Annotated in this window: 13 protein-coding genes and 1 tRNA gene; 1 reads left to right on the forward strand and 13 read right to left on the reverse strand. The window is 73.5% G+C overall.

The window, feature by feature from the left end; all coding sequences use genetic code 11:
* Positions 1–235: 235 nt before the first annotated feature.
* The 5 genes from D9753_RS13655 to D9753_RS13675 form a co-directional block, all read right to left on the reverse strand.
* A tRNA-Gly gene (locus D9753_RS13655) sits at positions 236–308 on the reverse strand.
* Positions 309–385: 77 nt separating this feature from the next.
* Positions 386–1,375: a malate dehydrogenase gene (locus tag D9753_RS13660; RefSeq protein WP_121787279.1), complete on the reverse strand. Its 990-nt coding sequence runs from the start codon at positions 1,373–1,375 to the stop codon at positions 386–388.
* A 336-nt stretch (positions 1,376–1,711) separates the two neighbouring features.
* Positions 1,712–3,439 (reverse strand): helix-turn-helix domain-containing protein, encoded by a 1,728-nt coding sequence (locus D9753_RS38680; protein WP_121787280.1) that lies wholly within the window; start codon positions 3,437–3,439, stop codon positions 1,712–1,714.
* A 141-nt stretch (positions 3,440–3,580) separates the two neighbouring features.
* Positions 3,581–4,054 carry a DUF3017 domain-containing protein gene (locus tag D9753_RS13670; protein ID WP_121787281.1) on the reverse strand — a complete coding sequence of 158 codons (474 nt, stop codon included), beginning with the start codon at positions 4,052–4,054 and terminating at the stop codon, positions 3,581–3,583.
* The gene (locus D9753_RS13675) at positions 4,044–4,898 is read right to left on the reverse strand and encodes a bifunctional methylenetetrahydrofolate dehydrogenase/methenyltetrahydrofolate cyclohydrolase (RefSeq protein WP_121787282.1); all 855 of its coding nucleotides are present in this window, start codon (positions 4,896–4,898) and stop codon (positions 4,044–4,046) included. Before D9753_RS13675 ends, D9753_RS13670 begins: the two co-directional genes overlap by 11 nt.
* Before the next feature lie 240 nt (positions 4,899–5,138).
* On the opposite strand from D9753_RS13675, the gene D9753_RS13680 reads away from it, so the two are divergent.
* Entirely contained in the window at positions 5,139–5,744 is a 606-nt protein-coding gene (locus tag D9753_RS13680) for a hypothetical protein (RefSeq protein WP_121787283.1), read from the forward strand.
* 81 nt (positions 5,745–5,825) lie between these two features.
* Here the strand turns inward: D9753_RS13680 and D9753_RS13685 are convergent, their stop codons facing one another.
* The 8 genes from D9753_RS13685 to D9753_RS13720 all read right to left on the reverse strand — a co-directional run bounded on the left by D9753_RS13685 (position 5,826) and on the right by D9753_RS13720 (position 14,552).
* Positions 5,826–6,470, reverse strand: a complete 645-nt coding sequence (locus D9753_RS13685; RefSeq protein WP_121787284.1) for a LuxR C-terminal-related transcriptional regulator — start codon at positions 6,468–6,470, stop codon at positions 5,826–5,828.
* Positions 6,434–7,756: a sensor histidine kinase gene (locus D9753_RS13690; protein WP_121787285.1), complete on the reverse strand. Its 1,323-nt coding sequence runs from the start codon at positions 7,754–7,756 to the stop codon at positions 6,434–6,436. The genes D9753_RS13685 and D9753_RS13690 overlap by 37 nt, the downstream gene beginning before the upstream one ends.
* 199 nt (positions 7,757–7,955) lie before the next feature.
* The gene (locus D9753_RS13695; protein ID WP_121787286.1) at positions 7,956–8,411 is read right to left on the reverse strand and encodes a MaoC family dehydratase; all 456 of its coding nucleotides are present in this window, start codon (positions 8,409–8,411) and stop codon (positions 7,956–7,958) included.
* Between the two features lie 128 nt (positions 8,412–8,539).
* On the reverse strand, positions 8,540–9,583 hold the full coding sequence (gene sbnB, locus D9753_RS13700; protein ID WP_121787287.1) for a 2,3-diaminopropionate biosynthesis protein SbnB: 1,044 nt from the start codon (positions 9,581–9,583) through the stop codon (positions 8,540–8,542).
* A 145-nt stretch (positions 9,584–9,728) separates the two neighbouring features.
* Entirely contained in the window at positions 9,729–11,447 is a 1,719-nt protein-coding gene (locus tag D9753_RS13705; protein ID WP_121787288.1) for a phytoene desaturase family protein, read from the reverse strand.
* On the reverse strand, positions 11,447–12,175 hold the full coding sequence (fabG, locus tag D9753_RS13710) for a 3-oxoacyl-ACP reductase FabG (RefSeq protein WP_121787289.1): 729 nt from the start codon (positions 12,173–12,175) through the stop codon (positions 11,447–11,449). The genes D9753_RS13705 and fabG overlap by 1 nt, the downstream gene beginning before the upstream one ends.
* Positions 12,172–13,299, reverse strand: coding sequence for a beta-ketoacyl synthase N-terminal-like domain-containing protein (locus D9753_RS13715; protein WP_121787290.1), 1,128 nt, complete (start codon positions 13,297–13,299; stop codon positions 12,172–12,174). Before D9753_RS13715 ends, fabG begins: the two co-directional genes overlap by 4 nt.
* Positions 13,296–14,552: a beta-ketoacyl-[acyl-carrier-protein] synthase family protein gene (locus D9753_RS13720; RefSeq protein WP_121787291.1), complete on the reverse strand. Its 1,257-nt coding sequence runs from the start codon at positions 14,550–14,552 to the stop codon at positions 13,296–13,298. The genes D9753_RS13715 and D9753_RS13720 overlap by 4 nt, the downstream gene beginning before the upstream one ends.
* Positions 14,553–14,556 lie beyond the last annotated feature (4 nt).

Genomic DNA, 14,556 nt, shown 5'->3' on the forward strand with positions numbered 1-14,556 from the left:
CTCCAAGGTGACCAGGCCGAGCGTTCGCAGGCCGGTGGCCGGGGAGGCGGTGGCCTGAACATGACGTCGCCGACGAAGACGCCGACCGGCACGGTCCTGAACCGGATGGCGGAGGCGGCGCGGCCGGCCTCGACGACCCCGTCGAGCGATGGCTCCCGGCGCCACCCGGGACGCGTCGGTGTTCGCCAAAACGACGAGGTCCCCTCCCGCTCACCGCGGAAGGGGACCTCGTGTGTGGAGCGCCGGGCAGGCCTTGCACCTGCATCTCCCCGCAGGAAGCGGGGCGCCTTTCCTTGGACCACCAACGCATCACCTGGTGCCGGATTCCCGGCGGTCGGTGCGTGATCAACTATAGCCCACGGCCGCCGGGTCGCACCATGTCGGATCAGATGAGGCCGAGACCGCGTACCGCCTCGCGCTCCTCCTCCAGCTCCTTGACGGAGGCGTCGATGCGGGCGCGGGAGAAGTCGTTGATGTCCAGGCCCTGGACGATCTCGTACGTGCCGTTCTTGGTGGTGACCGGGAAGGAGGAGATCAGGCCCTCCGGGACGCCGTAGGAGCCGTCCGACGGGATGCCCATGGAGGTCCAGTCGCCCTCGGCGGTGCCGTTGACCCAGGTGTGCACGTGGTCGATGGCGGCGTTGGCGGCCGAGGCGGCGGAGGACGCGCCCCGGGCCTCGATGATCGCGGCACCGCGCTTGGCGACGGTCGGGATGAAGTCCTCGGCCAGCCACTTCTCGTCGTTCACGGCCTCGGCGGCGTTCTTGCCGGCGACCGTGGCGTGGAAGATGTCCGGGTACTGGGTGGCGGAGTGGTTGCCCCAGATGGTCAGGCGCCGGATGTCGGCGACCGCCGTGCCCGTCTTCTTCGCGAGCTGGGTCAGCGCGCGGTTGTGGTCCAGGCGGGTCATCGCGGTGAAGCGCTCGGCCGGGACGTCCGGCGCGGCGGCCTGCGCGATGAGCGCGTTGGTGTTGGCCGGGTTGCCGACGACGAGGACCTTGATGTCGTCCGCCGCGTGGTCGTTGATGGCCTTGCCCTGCGGCTTGAAGATGCCGCCGTTGGCCTCCAGCAGGTCGCCGCGCTCCATGCCCTTGGTGCGCGGGCGGGCGCCCACCAGCAGGGCCACGTTGGTGCCGTCGAAGGCCACGTTCGGGTCGTCGGTGATGTCGATGCCCTGGAGCAGCGGGAAGGCGCAGTCGTCCAGCTCCATGGCCGTGCCCTCGGCCGCCTTGAGCGCCGGGGTGATCTCCAGCAGGCGCAGCTTGACCGGCACGTCCGCGCCGAGAAGCTGACCGGAGGCGATGCGGAAGAGCAGGGCGTAACCGATCTGGCCGGCCGCGCCGGTGACGGTGACGTTCACGGGAGTGCGGGTCATGGCGTTCTCCGTATGACAGCTGGCGGTGGGGCGTCCCTGCCCCGGGCGGATGATCGATCCCTTGGCATCAAGAGAGATCCAGCGGTCAGGCTATCGCGCATCCGGCATGCGAGACGTACGGGACCGTGTGGCTCAGCCCACAGGGTTCACGGGCGTGCCCGTCACCGTGCCCGTCGCCGGGGACGGGCACGGTGACGGGGCCGGCGGGCGCGTGAAAAAGGCGGCCGTCCGTTCGGGAGGGGGAACGAGGACGGCCGCCGATGGGGGTACCGGTGTGCCGGACTCCCGTGGGGGTAGGGCACCCCTGCCCCGGTCACGGCCGCCGCATGCGCACCTTCACGGAATCTCCTCCTCCGCCTTGGTGCGCGGCTGGTCGGTGCAGCCCGTCCGCCCCGAGGCGAGCGTGGCGCAGGCCCGGGAGCGCGCCGGGTCCCGCACGGCGGCCATCGGGGTGTACGCGATGGTGTCCCCGGCCGCGGTGATGTCACCCGTCTGCCGGACCCCGCCCACGGTGAGCCGCACGGTGTCGCCGGGCGCGCCGCCGGTGATCCGGCCCCAGACCGTGCCGCACGTCCTGCTGTAGCGGACCTCCAGGACGGTGGTGCCGAGGATGACGGACTTGGCGGTCGTCACCAGGTCGCCGCTGCACCCCATGGCCTCGGCGTCCTTGCCGGTGCAGGCGGAGCCGGCGCACTTCACGCCCGGCGGCAGACTCGGCCGGGTACGGCCCGACGGGGCCGGTGACGCGGCCCCGCCCTTGCCCCGGCCACCGCCGCCGTCCCCGTGGGTGAACAGGAAGACACCGGCGATGATTACGAGCACGCCGGCCATCCCCGCGAAGAACATCAGCACTTGCTGCCGTCGCGGGGGCACGGGGTTCGCGGCGCTCACCGGGGCGGCCGGGGCGGCCGGGGCGGAGCAGCCCGTCGCCGAGGGCCCGGTCACCGGCCACCCGCCGCGGGGGGTCGGGGTCCCGGTGCGGCCGGGGGCGCCGGGCGTTCCGGTGGGGATGCCCGGGGTGGAGGCCGGCGTGGCCGGGGTGCCGGTGCGCGTGGCCCGGGGCGGGGCGGCGACGCGTGCGGTTCCGGCGACGATGCCGGGGGTGCCCGCGGGGGTGCCCGGGCTGTCGTCGGGCGGGACCCGGGTCGGGGCAGCGTTCGGTGTGCCCGGGGCTTCGTCGGTCGTGGCCGGGGCCGGGACGGCGGTGCCCAAGGTCAGGGCTGCGGTGCCCGACGGGCCGGTGGGGCCGGCCGGGCGGGCCGGGGAGCCGGTCCCCGGGCGGACGGTCGCCTTCGAGGGACCCCGGTAACCGGCCAGCCCCCAGGAGTTCCCGCCGGGCACCGGAGCACCGTCGGCCGCCCCGCCGGAGCCACCACCGGCCGCCGGACGGGAGTCGCCTGCAGCCGCCGCGCCGGAGCCGCCACGGGTCCGCGTCCCGGCGTTGCCGCCCGCCTCCGCCGGGGAACCGCCGCGAGCCCCGGCAGCGAGGCCGCCGCCGAAGCTCGTACCGGAGCCACCACGGCCCCCCGTCGCGGCACCTCCGCCGGCACCCGCCACGGAACCGCCGCGAACTCCCGCGCTGCCAGGACCGCCGCCCGCGCTCGTACCGGAGCCACCACGGCCGCCCGTCGCGGCGCCACCACGGCCCCCCGCCCCGCCGTCGGCGACACCCTTCGCGGTGCCGCCGTCGGTCGCCGGCCCCGGGCCCGGGTCGGTCGTCGTGGTGCGGTCTTGGAGGGGGGCGCGGGTCCGGGCGGCGCGGATCGCCTCCATCGTGCTGTCGTGTCCCGACTCCGCCCGGCTCCAGGCGCGTTCCGCCAGCTCCCACAGGGTGGTCAGGTGGACGGTGTGGGTGCCGGTGACCTCGGCCAGCGCGACGACCGCGCCCTTGGGTGCGAGGAGCCGGCCGCCCAGGTACCGCTCCCAGGACGTCCTGCTGTACCCCGTGCTGTCGGCCAGCTCCGCGACGCTCAGGCCGCTGTGGTCCACGAGCCGCCGCATCCGCTCGGTGAACTCCCTGAGCTGCGGATCCATTTCGTCCGGCAGGGTTTTCCAGCGAGGCATCGCTTCCCCCTCTTCCCCTCTTCCCCCGTGTTCCGTGCGCGTGTCCCAAGGATCCCAGTTCCCGGGCCGTGGCGGCGGCAGGGGACACGGCGGTGGCCCGGGCCCCCGGGGGGACGCGGGCCACCTGCCGTGCTGCCGGCGCTACTTGGTGACCGTGAAGTGCAGGGTGTCCTTCAGGAACGGGATCTCCAGCCACGGTCTGGGCTGGGCCATCATCGCCAGCAGCACGATCGCCAGGCCGAGGACGCCGTAGGTGGCGATGTCCGTGAAGCGGGAGCGGACGGCGAGCATGCCGACGCTGGGCAGTATCCAGCGTATGAACGCACCGGCCAGCAGCGCGGCGCCGATCAGCAGGGTGCCGACGCGGAACAGGTCCAGCGCGGTCAGCAGCAGGCCGAGCGCGGCTGCCGACAGCACCACGAGCAGGGGCCACTGGCGTGCGGGCGCCGGGGCGTCGGGGGGCGCGGCCCGGCCGCCGCCCTCCGGCCGTGCGGTGTCCCGCGTGAACAGCGGGAATCGGCGGGTGACGCGGCGCGGACGCCCCTCGGAGTCGGGGGCGCTGATCGCGTCGCGCACGGTCGGTTCCGCGGGCTCGCGGGTGTCCTCAGCCGGCACTGCGCTCCGCCGCCTCGACCACGTTGACCAGCAGGAGCGCCCGGGTCATCGGGCCGACACCGCCGGGGTTGGGGGAGATCCAGGCGGCCACTCGGGCCACGTCCGGGTGGACGTCACCGACGATCTTGCCGTCGGCGTTGCGGGAGACGCCGACGTCCAGGACGGCCGCGCCCGGCTTGACGTCCTCGGCGCGGATCAGGTGCGGGGAACCGGCCGCGGCGATGACGATGTCGGCCCGCTTGAGGTGGGCGGAGAGGTCACGGGTGCCGGTGTGGCACTGGGTGACGGTGGCGTTCTCGCTGCGCCGGGTGAGCAGCAGCGGCATCGGGCGGCCGATGGTGACACCGCGGCCGACGACCACGACCTCGGCGCCCTTGATCTCCACGCCGTGGGCCCGCAGCAGGGTGAGGATGCCGTTGGGGGTGCAGGGCAGCGGGGCCGGCTCGTTCAGGACGAGGCGGCCGAGGTTGGTCGGGTGCAGGCCGTCGGCGTCCTTGGCCGGGTCCATCAGTTCCAGGACGCGGTTCTCGTCGATGCCCCTGGGCAGCGGGAGCTGGACGATGTAGCCGGTGCAGGCCGGGTCCTCGTTCAGTTCGCGGACGACCGCCTCGATCTCCTCCTGGGTGGCGGTGGCCGGCAGCTCGCGCTGGATGGAGGCGATGCCCACCTGGGCACAGTCGCGGTGCTTGCCGGCGACGTACTTCTGGCTGCCGGGGTCGTCCCCGACCAGGATCGTGCCGAGGCCGGGCGTGACGCCCTTCTCCTTCAGCGCCGCCACGCGGGCGGTCAGATCGGACTTGATCGCGGCTGCGGTGGCCTTGCCATCGAGAATCTGGGCGGTCATGGGTCCCATCCTCGCGGATGACCCGGCCCCGGTACCAATCCGGTGGGTGTTTCCCTGATCAGCGATGTTGCACTTGCACAACGCCCGGGGCTTCCGGCTGGACAAGTAAGAGCCTGTTAAAAGACGATGAGCACACAGTGCCGCGGGCAGTACCGGGGGGACGGACCGCATCTGTAGAACTTTCCTCCGCGCCGTGCCACGCGTCGTCCCCGCACTTGAGCAAACGGAGGAAAGACCGCCATGAGCTTTGGCGACCCGAACAACCCCTACGGCGCGCCCCAGGGCCAGCAGCCCGGATACCCGCCCCCGCCCCCGCAGGGCCAGCCCGGCTACGGCTACCCGGCCGCCCCCCAGGGACAGCCCGGTTACGGCTACCCGGCCGCGCCGCCGCTCCAGCAGCACGGCTACGGCCTCCCGATGGAGATGCCCGGCCTGATGAAGACCGCCCGGGTGCTGCTGTTCATCCTGGCCGGTTTCCAGATCCTGGTCGGTTTCATCATCGGAGCGACGGTCGGTGCCGTCCAGGACGTGTCCAACGGTGTCGGCTCCGGTGACAGCACCGACGGCCTGGCCGGTCTGGGCTATCTCTTCGCGGCGCTGCTGCTGGGCCTGGGCGCGCTGTCGATCTTCCTGGGCGTGAAGTTCAAGAACGGCGGCAGCGGCATCCGCATCACCACGATCGTCTACGCGGGTCTGATGATCCTCGGCGGCATCACCAACATGGTCAACGGCGCGAACGGCTCCGCGACCTTCGGCGGGCTGATCTCGCTGGCCATGGCCGGCATCATCCTGGCGTCGATGGTCACCGGCGCCGCCTCGGCGTGGTTCAACCGTCCGCGGTACTGAGCCGCCGGGGCCCGATGTCCCGGGGCCGTGTCCCGTCCGGCCGGACGGGGCGCGGCCCGCTGCGTCTCCCGGGCCGCCGGCTCACTGGTCCAGGTAGGTCAGGACGGCCAGCACCCGGCGGTTGTCGCCGTCCGTCGGGAGCAGGCCCAGCTTGGTGAAGATGTTGCTGATGTGCTTGGCCACCGCCTTCTCGGTGACGAACAGGGCCGCCGCGATGCCCGCGTTGGAGCGGCCCTGGGCGAGGAGTTCGAGCACCTCGCGCTCCCGTCCGGTCAGACTGCCGACGGACTCGTCGCGCTCCTTGCGGACCAGTAGCTGGGAGATGACCTCGGGGTCCATGGCCGTGCCGCCCGCGGCCACCCGCTGGATGGAGTCCAGGAACTGGGCGCCGTTGGTGACGCGGTCCTTGAGCATGTAGCCGACGCCCCGGCCGCCGCTGGTGAGCAGCTCGCGGGCGTAGAGGGGTTCGACGTACTGGGAGAGCAGGAGCACCGCGAGGTCCGGGTTCTCCTTGCGCGCGGCCAGGACGGCGCGCAGGCCCTCGTCGGTGAAGTTCGGCGGGAGCCGGACGTCGACGACGGCGACGTCCGGCTGTTCCCTGCCCAGTGCCTCGAGCAGGTCGGTGCCGTTGTCCACGGCGGCGACCACGTCGTGGCCGTAGGCCCCGAGCAGGCGGATCAGCCCGTCTCTCAGGAGGAAGTGGTCTTCGGCGAGGACAATACGCACGGGATCTCCATCGTCACCATCGTCGGCCCGTTGACCGGACTGCTCAGGGCCAGCACGCCGTCGAAGGTGGCGAGCCGCCGCTCGATGCCCCGCAGGCCGGTGCCGCGGGAGGCGTCGGCGCCGCCGTGACCGTCGTCGGTGACGGTGATGTGGAGCATGCCGCGATCGTAACGAAGATCGATCCAGGCCCGGTCGGCCCGCGCGTGCTTCGCGACATTGGTGAGGATCTCGGAGATGGCGAAGTAGGCGGCGGACTCGACCGGCATCTCGGGGCGGCCGGGCAGATCGACCTGGACCTCGGTCCGTACGGGGCAGACCATGGCCAAGGCCCTTACGGCGTCGGTGAGTCCGCGGTCGGCGAGGACCGGCGGGTGGATGCCGCGGACCAGGTTGCGCAGTTCCTCCAGGGCCGCGGAGGAGGACTGGCGGGCCTCGATGAGCAGGGCGCGGACGGCCTCGGGGTTGGTCTCCAGCAGGTGCTCGGCCGCATCCAAGGTCATGCCCATGGCAACCAGACGGGCCTGGGCGCCGTCGTGCAGGTCCCGTTCGATCCTGCGGATCTCGGCCATCTGCGTATCCACCGCGTCGGAGCGGGTGGCGGCCAGGTGCTGGATCCTGCTGGCCATCAGCTCGCTCTCGCTCGGCGCGAGCATCGCCCTGGTGTACAGGGCGTGCCGGCGCACCGCGCGCGGGGCCGCCCACAGGGCCAGCGGAAGCTGGAGCAGCCCGAGGACACCGGCGAGGACCGCCGTGGCCTGGCCCTCGATCGGGATGAACTGGTACCACAGGCCGTCCCACTCGGTGGACAGCGGAACCCCGAAGAAGGCGAGGAAGACGCCCCACAGGCCGCTGAGGATCAGCGCGAGCGGGAAGAACGCCAGGAAGCCGCCGGCGAGCGGGTCGGTGAGCACCCAGACGTACTCGCGCCGGGTCTGCGGGTCGCTCATGATCCAGCGGTAGCGGGCGACGGCACCGGAGGCACCCGCGGGCGCGGGCGGCAGCGGGCCGGGCGGCCCCGGGATCTCCACCCCCGCCCAGCGCCGCGCCAGTTCACGCTGGTGCGCGGCCAGGGAACGCACCCCCTCCATCGCCCGCGGCACCATGCCGAGGCCCGGACCGACCAGGCTGATCGCCCCGGACACGGCGAGGGAACGGCCGAAAGCCGCCGTCGACATCCAGCACAGCGCCATCGCCCGCCGCAGTCCCGTCATGCCGGCGGGCACCGAGAACCCTTGAATCGCCTCTGGCTGGCGGACCCCGCCGAGCTGCATCGTGCGGTCGTCCATGCGACCCGCTCCTTCCTCGCCCTGCTCCGCCGTACGCGGCGCCGGTGTCGTACGTTCGTCGTGGGCCGAAGCGCCCGCCCCCTCATTGTGGTGGCGGAGGGGTGGCGAAATCGGTGGTGAAAACCCCCCTCTTGACGCTCCGTCCGAACTTTCGCGACGCGAACCCCGGTTCAGTGCGGTCTTTTCGACGCCGCGTCCGTCAGGGGCCGACGAACAACGACAGGGTGTCGGCCACGCAGGCGGCCCGGGGCTGCCCCTCGACCTCCACCGTCATCCGGACGGCGGCCAGATGGCCGACGGGCGTCTCCCGCACCCCGGTGAGCTTCGCGCCGCCGCGCACCCGGGAGCCGACCGGCACCGGGTGCGGGAAACGCACCTTGTCCAGGCCGAAGTTGACGCCCATCTCCATCTTCTCGATGTCGAAGATGGCCCGCATCATGGTGGGCAGCAGGGCCAGGGTCATGTAGCCGTGCAGGATGGTTCCGCCGAACGGGCCGGTCGCCGCGCGTTCCGGGTCGGTGTGGATCCACTGGAGGTCGCCGGTGGCGCCCGCGAACTGGTCCACCTGCTCCTGGGTCACCCGCGACCACGGGCTGTGGCCCAGGTGTTCGCCGACGGCGGCGGAGAACTCGTCCAGAGTGGCGAAAGATCTCATGGCGTCGATTCTGTGCGGCTGCCGAAGGGCCGGACAAGGCGGTCGCCCGCCGCGCGGCCGTTCGGTCAGCGGGTCGTCATCCGTTCGTCAGTGCGCGCCGGGCCGGGCCGGCTCCGGCGCGCACGAGGTCAGCCGTAGCGCTTCAGCTCGTGGAAGAAGCCGGGCACGGTGTGCAGTTCGCCGGTGTCGCGGACCCGGTCGTAGACGTACTTGGCCACCGCCAGGTCGAGCACGCCGAGCCCGAACGGCGAGAAGACCACCGGCCGGTCGGCGGGCGGGGTGATGGCGCCGGTCAGTACGTCGTACAGGGTGCCGGCGAGGAACTCCCGGCTGCCGGTGAGCTGTTCGGCCAGATGCGGCGAGGTGCCGGCCTTCAGGCAGTGGTCGATGTCGTCGACCGCGTTCCACGCGGTCAGGATGACCTCGGGGGCCAGGTCGCGCAGCGACACGTGCAGCACCAGCGGGTTGTGCGTGAACCATCCGGGATCACTCACGTGGGGCTCGCCGGCGACGGTGGCGAACACGACGAGGTCGCTGGAGCGGATCAGGTCCTCCGGCTTGTCGTACACGGTGACCTCCACCCCGTCCCCGGCCGCGCGCCGCAGGTACCCGGTGAAACCCTCGGCGTGCTCGGCGGACAGGTCGTGCACGCCGACGGCGTCGAAGGCGAAGCCGGTGGCCGCCAGGTAGGTGTGCAGATAGCGGGCGATCAGGCCGGTGCCGAAGAAGCCGACCCGGGTGGGCCGGGTGCCGCGCGCCCGGCTGATCCGGTCGGCGGCGAGGGCCGCGGAGGCGGCGGTGCGCGCGGCGCTGATGATGGAGGACTCCAGGCAGGCGAACGGGTAGCCGTTCGCCGCGTCGTTGAGGACGAGGACGGCCGAGGCGCGCGGCAGGCCGGTGGCCACGTTCTCCGGGAAGCTGGAGATCCACTTGATGCCGTGCACGTCGACGTCGCCGCCCACCGAGGCGGGCAGCGCGATGATCCGGGAGGACGGCCGGTCCGGGAAGCGCAGGAAATACGAGTCCGGGTTGACGGTCCGCGCCTCGCCGTGCAGCCGGTAGGCGGCCTCGACCGTCGAGACGACCTCGTCCTCGGCGCCGTCGAGCACCTGGTGCACCTGGGCACCGGAGATCACGGAGAAGGACGGGACCTGGGACACCTGTGGGGTCATGGGAACACTGCTCCGATGCGAGTACGGGAGGGTGGGGACCGGCCGGTACGCGAACCGGCGGTGGCGGGCCGCTCGGCCGGCCGGTGCGAGCCGGGCCGGTGGTGGAACGCCCGGCCGGTGCGGGCCGGGCCGGTGCGTGGCTCGGTCAGCCGATGCGGGCCAGGCCCTTGGCGTGCTGCCGGGCCCGTCCCCGCGACACCCGCAGCGGGTCCCAGCCGGCCTCGCGCCGGGGCAGCCGGGCCGGGTCGCCGAGCACCGTGCCGGCGAACACCTCGGAGAGCAGGGGCCGGCCCAGGATGTGGGAGACCGCGGCCATGCCGCCGGCGGCGACCCCGGCCATGCCGCTGCCGTGCCGGGTGTTCTGCCCGACCACGTACAGCCCCTCGACCTCGGTGCGCACATCGGGCCGCTGCCGCCCCGCGCCCCAGGTCGCCATGCCGTACGGCGTCCCGCCGCTGGCGCGGATGTAGCGCTCGTTGGTGAGCGGGGTGGCCGTCTCGACGTGGGTGATGCGGTCCCGGAAGGGGCCGAGGACCTGTTCGGCGGCGTCCAGGACCAGCTCGGTGACCTCCCGCTTGCGGGCCAGGTAGGCGGGGCGGCGGCGGTACGGCCCGCCCGCGAGGGGGCCGCCACCGGTGCCCCAGAACCCCTCCCCCGACGGCAGGATCGTCATGAGCTGGAAGTTGCTGTGCCCCGGCGGGCACACCGCGGGCGAGCCGGCGTCCTTCACGGAGGCGAAGGAGAAGGCGAGCTGGGGGATGCGGTCCAGGGTGCCGGTGCGGGCGTAGTGGTCCAGCATCTCGGCGTGCGCGCCCTCCATGTCGTCGGTGGCGTGCCACCAGATGTTGGCGTTGGGCAGGTCGGGCAGCTCGGTGTCCAGGGCGACGTACACCGCGACGACCGCGTCCCGCATGGTGGCCGCACGGGTCCGGGCGACCAGGTCGGCGGGGAAGGCCTCCTCGCCGCCGCACAGGTCGAGGACGGTGCTGCGGTAGTCGGCGTTGGACACCACCAGCGGGGCCAGGACGCGGGTGCCGTCGGTGAGTTCGACCCCGGTGGCGCGACCTTTCTCGATCAGGATGCGCCGTGCCTCGCAGCGGGTGCGCAGTTCGCCGCCGTACGCCTCCAGGGCCTCCACGAACGCGGCGACGAGGGCCTGGCCGCCGCCCTCGGGGTAGTAGGCGCCGCGCAGGTAGTGGTCCATCATCGTGACGTGTTCGGCGAGGCCGACGTCGTCCGGCATGGCGCCGTAGTTGCCGGCCTGCGCGGCGAGCAGGGTGCGGCCCCGGGCGGACAGCCCGCAGTGGTCCAGGGCCTGGCCCAGTGTGCGCCGGTTCCAGCGCATGGTCTGCGGCGACCGGCGGAACAGCTCGACCATCGGGGTGCCGAGCAGGCTGGCCCGGCCGGCGCCGGCCACGGCCGTGGCGAGGTCGACGAAGCGGTGCACGGCGTCGGCCTCGGCGGGCAGGGCCGCGGCGAGGCGGTCCCGGTAGCGGTCCCAGCCGGCCGGCACGTCGACCAGGGCGGTCGGCGTGATGATCCGGTCGAAGCCGCCCACGTTGTCCAGCGGCCGGAACCGCACCCGGCCGGCGACGCCCAGGCCGGACAGGACGGAGGGCAGCAGGCCGTCCGGGCCGCAGTCGCCGAGGTAGTGCGTGCCCACGTCGAACTCGTACCTGCGCCGGCGGCGGAAGACGTGGGCGTTGCCGCCCGCCACGTCGTGCTGTTCCAGGACGAGGACCCGGCGGCCGTCGGCGGCCAGATAGCCGGCCGTCACCAGGCCGCCGACACCGCTGCCGACGACCACGGCGTCGTACCGCTGCTCCGCCGGCCCTGCCCCCGTGCCCCGCAGCTGCTCCCCCATCAGAAGACGCCGCCCCCGTGGATCTCCACGACCGACCCGGTGATGTACGCGGCCCGGTCGGACACCAGGAACGACACCAGGTCGGCCACCTCCTGGGCGCGGCCGAGCCGGCCGAGCGGCACGCTCTTCAGTTGGCGTTCGCGGGCCGCCTGAGGCATGCCGCCGACCATGTCGGTCTCGATCAGGCCCGGGGCGACGACGTTGGCGCGCACGCCCCGCGGGCCCAGCTCCCGGGCGAGGGACTTGGTGAAGCCGATGATCCCGGCCTTGGACGCCGCGTAGTTGGCCTGGCCCGTGTTGCCGTGGATCCCCGCCACGGAGGACAGGTTGACGATGACGCCGGTGCGGCGCTTGCTCATGGAGAACGCGGCGGACCGGCACACGTGGTAGACGCCGTCGAGGTTGGTGCGCAGCACCCCGTCCCAGTCGTCCTGGCCCATCAGCACCAGCGGCCGGTCGCGGGTGATGCCCGCGGAGGTGACGACGGCGTCGACGGGACCGAGTTCGGCTTCGGTGCGCGTGTACCACTCGCGTACGTCCGCCGGGTCGGCCACGTCGCAGCGCACGGCGAGCACCCGGGTGCCCGCCTCGGCGGCCTCCTTGGCGAGTTCCTCTGCGGCGTCCTGCCGGGAGCGGTAGCAGAACGACACGTCGTGACCGTCCTGCGCGAGCCGCAGGACGACGGCCCGGCCGATCCCCCGGGAACCGCCGCTGACCAGGGCTGTCACGCGTCCTCCCCGAGCAGTCGCAGCACGGCCGCGGCCACGGCGCCGTCCCGGTCCACGGCGGTCACCAGCGCGGTCCGGCCCCGGGAGTCCGGTTCGGCCGCGGCGACGGACAGCACCGCCGCGATCTGGAAGGACGCGGAGGCGGCGCTGGTGTCGCCGAGCAGTTCCATCGACGGCACCCGGCCCAGTGCCGCGGCCGGCACCAGCGCGGCGAGCGCCTCGTGCTCGGCCCGGCCGGCGGCGCTCGGCGCCGCGCAGGGTACGGCCGCCCAGACCTCGTCGGCGCCGACCCCGGCCCGCTCCAGGGCGCGGCGGGCGCAGGCGCCGACCGCGGCGAACGGGTCGTCGTCGATGTCGACGCGGGTCTCGATGGCCAGCACGGCCGCCAGCGGCGGGCGTTCGGCGCGACCGGCCGGCTCGACGAGGAACAGTCCGCAGCCCTCGCCGAGCAGCGGCGCCGGGTCGCCGGGCGGGGCGGCGGTCGCCTCGTACCAGGCGTGCGCGGCGGAGAACTCCTCCGCCGAGCCGGCCACGTACTTGGTGGCCCGGCCCTGGGCGAGCAGCCGGCGGGCGTAGTTCAGGGCGAGCAGTCCGGAGGCCCGGCCGCCCGCGACGGTGGTGTTGGGGCCCTTCAGTCCGTGCCGGATGGCGCAGGCGCCGGCGGCGTGGTTGAGGCTGCCGAACGGGATGCGGCCCGCGTCGACGTAGAAGGGCCGCTCGTTGGTGTACGACTGGCGCAGGAAGTCGGTGACGTTCTCCAGGCTGCCCATGGTGATGCCGAGGACGACGCCGGTGCGGTCGTCGGTGGCGACCGCGGGCGCGCCGTCGGCGTCGCGCAGCAGCCCGTCGGAGGCGACCAGGGCGAGCGCGGTGAGCCGGTCCATCTTGGCGGTGCCGCGCTTGCCGAGCAGCTCCTGGATGTCGAAGCCGGGCACGGTGCACACCTCCGGCGACGGCAGGGTGCCGAGACCGGCGTCCGCCTTCACCGCCGTCTTCGCTCCGGCGCGCACGCCGGCCGCGAACGCCGCACGGCCCACGCCGTACGGCGACACCGCCGACCAGCCGGTGATGACGGGCGTGTCCGGGGGCAGCGCGGCCCGCGGGACGGCAGTTGCGTTGCTCATGGCCGTACCTTCTCCCCGTAGGTGCCCAGGATCAGCACGGCGTTGTTGCCGGCGAAGGCACTCGAGTTGTTCTGCACGATCCGTACGTCGGCCTCGACCGCCTTGTTGGGTACGACGTCGAGGGGGCACTCCGGGTCGGTCTCGCGGTGGTTGATGGTGGGCGGGATGAACCCGTGCTCGATGGCGAGGCCGCAGGCGATCGCGCCGAGCGCGCTGGCGGCTCCCATCGAGTGGCCCAGCATCGACTTCACGGCGACCGTGCGCGGCGGGGCGTCCCCGTACACGTCGAGGATGGCCGCGGTCTCGGTGCTGTCGTTGGCCCGGGTTCCGGTGCCGTGGGCGGAGATGAAGTCGACCTCCCGCTCCTTGACGCCCGCGTCGTCCAGGGCGAGCCGGATGCCCCGGGCGATGCCCTCCCGGTCGGGTGCGGTGGGGTGGGCGGCGTCGCAGCTCAGGCCGTAGCCGAGGACCTCGGCGTGGATGCGCGCGCCGCGGGCCAGGGCCGACTCCAGGCTCTCCATGACGAGGATGCCGGCGCCCTCGCCGGTGAGGATGCCCTGGCGGTCCTTGTCGAAGGGCCGCACCACGTCCGGGCTGAGCGCCCCGAACCGCTTGAACAGGGCGAACGCCTTGCGGTTGACGGCGTCCGCGCCGCCGCACAGCGCCAGGTCGACGTCGCCGGAGCGGATGGCGTCCAGGCCGTAGCCGATCGAGTAGTTCCCGGCTGCGCACGCGGTGGTGACGGTGGTCGCCTCCACGTTCGGCATGCGCAGTTCCCGGGCGATCGCGGTGGACAGCCGGCCGGCGTTGATGCGGCGGGCGCGGACCGGGTCCATCGCCTCCGGGTCACCGGCGGCGAGTTCCTGCTCCAGCAGGACGGCGATGTCGTGGGACTCGCCGTCGGTGGTGCCGACGGTGATGACGGCGGCCCGGTCGGCGAGGGCGGCCTCGTCCAGCCCGGCGTCCTCGACGGCCATGCGGGCCGCGGCGACGGCGAACTGGCCGGCGCGGCCCACGTGGTCGAGGGGCAGGTTGCGGATCCAGCGCTCCGGCTCGAAGTCGGGGACCTCGCAGGCGGTGTTCTGCCCGAAGCCCTCGGTGTCGAAGCGGGTGATCGGCCGGGCGCCGGACCGGCCGGCCCGCAGGCCCGCGGTGTACTCCTCGACCCCGGTGCCGATGCTGGAGATCACCCCGAAGCCGGTGACGACGACCCGCCGGTGGCCGGGCCGGTCCGTGGACTGCTCTGTGGACATCGGC

Origin of the sequence: Streptomyces dangxiongensis (assembly GCF_003675325.1) — a bacterium.
Taxonomy (GTDB): Bacteria; Actinomycetota; Actinomycetes; order Streptomycetales; family Streptomycetaceae; genus Streptomyces; species Streptomyces dangxiongensis.

Excerpts from the sequence above, each read along its gene's own strand:
- D9753_RS13660 (WP_121787279.1), bottom strand. The coding sequence starts at position 1,375 with ATGACCCGCACTCCCGTGAACGTCACCGTCACCGGCGCGGCCGGCCAG.
- D9753_RS38680 (WP_121787280.1), bottom strand. The coding sequence starts at position 3,439 with ATGCCTCGCTGGAAAACCCTGCCGGACGAAATGGATCCGCAGCTCAGG.
- D9753_RS13675 (WP_121787282.1), bottom strand. The coding sequence starts at position 4,898 with ATGACCGCCCAGATTCTCGATGGCAAGGCCACCGCAGCCGCGATCAAG.
- D9753_RS13680 (WP_121787283.1), top strand. The coding sequence starts at position 5,139 with ATGAGCTTTGGCGACCCGAACAACCCCTACGGCGCGCCCCAGGGCCAG.
- D9753_RS13690 (WP_121787285.1), bottom strand. The coding sequence starts at position 7,756 with ATGGACGACCGCACGATGCAGCTCGGCGGGGTCCGCCAGCCAGAGGCG.
- D9753_RS13695 (WP_121787286.1), bottom strand. The coding sequence starts at position 8,411 with ATGAGATCTTTCGCCACTCTGGACGAGTTCTCCGCCGCCGTCGGCGAA.
- sbnB (WP_121787287.1), bottom strand. The coding sequence starts at position 9,583 with ATGACCCCACAGGTGTCCCAGGTCCCGTCCTTCTCCGTGATCTCCGGT.
- D9753_RS13705 (WP_121787288.1), bottom strand. The coding sequence starts at position 11,447 with ATGGGGGAGCAGCTGCGGGGCACGGGGGCAGGGCCGGCGGAGCAGCGG.
- D9753_RS13715 (WP_121787290.1), bottom strand. The coding sequence starts at position 13,299 with ATGAGCAACGCAACTGCCGTCCCGCGGGCCGCGCTGCCCCCGGACACG.
- D9753_RS13720 (WP_121787291.1), bottom strand. The coding sequence starts at position 14,552 with ATGTCCACAGAGCAGTCCACGGACCGGCCCGGCCACCGGCGGGTCGTC.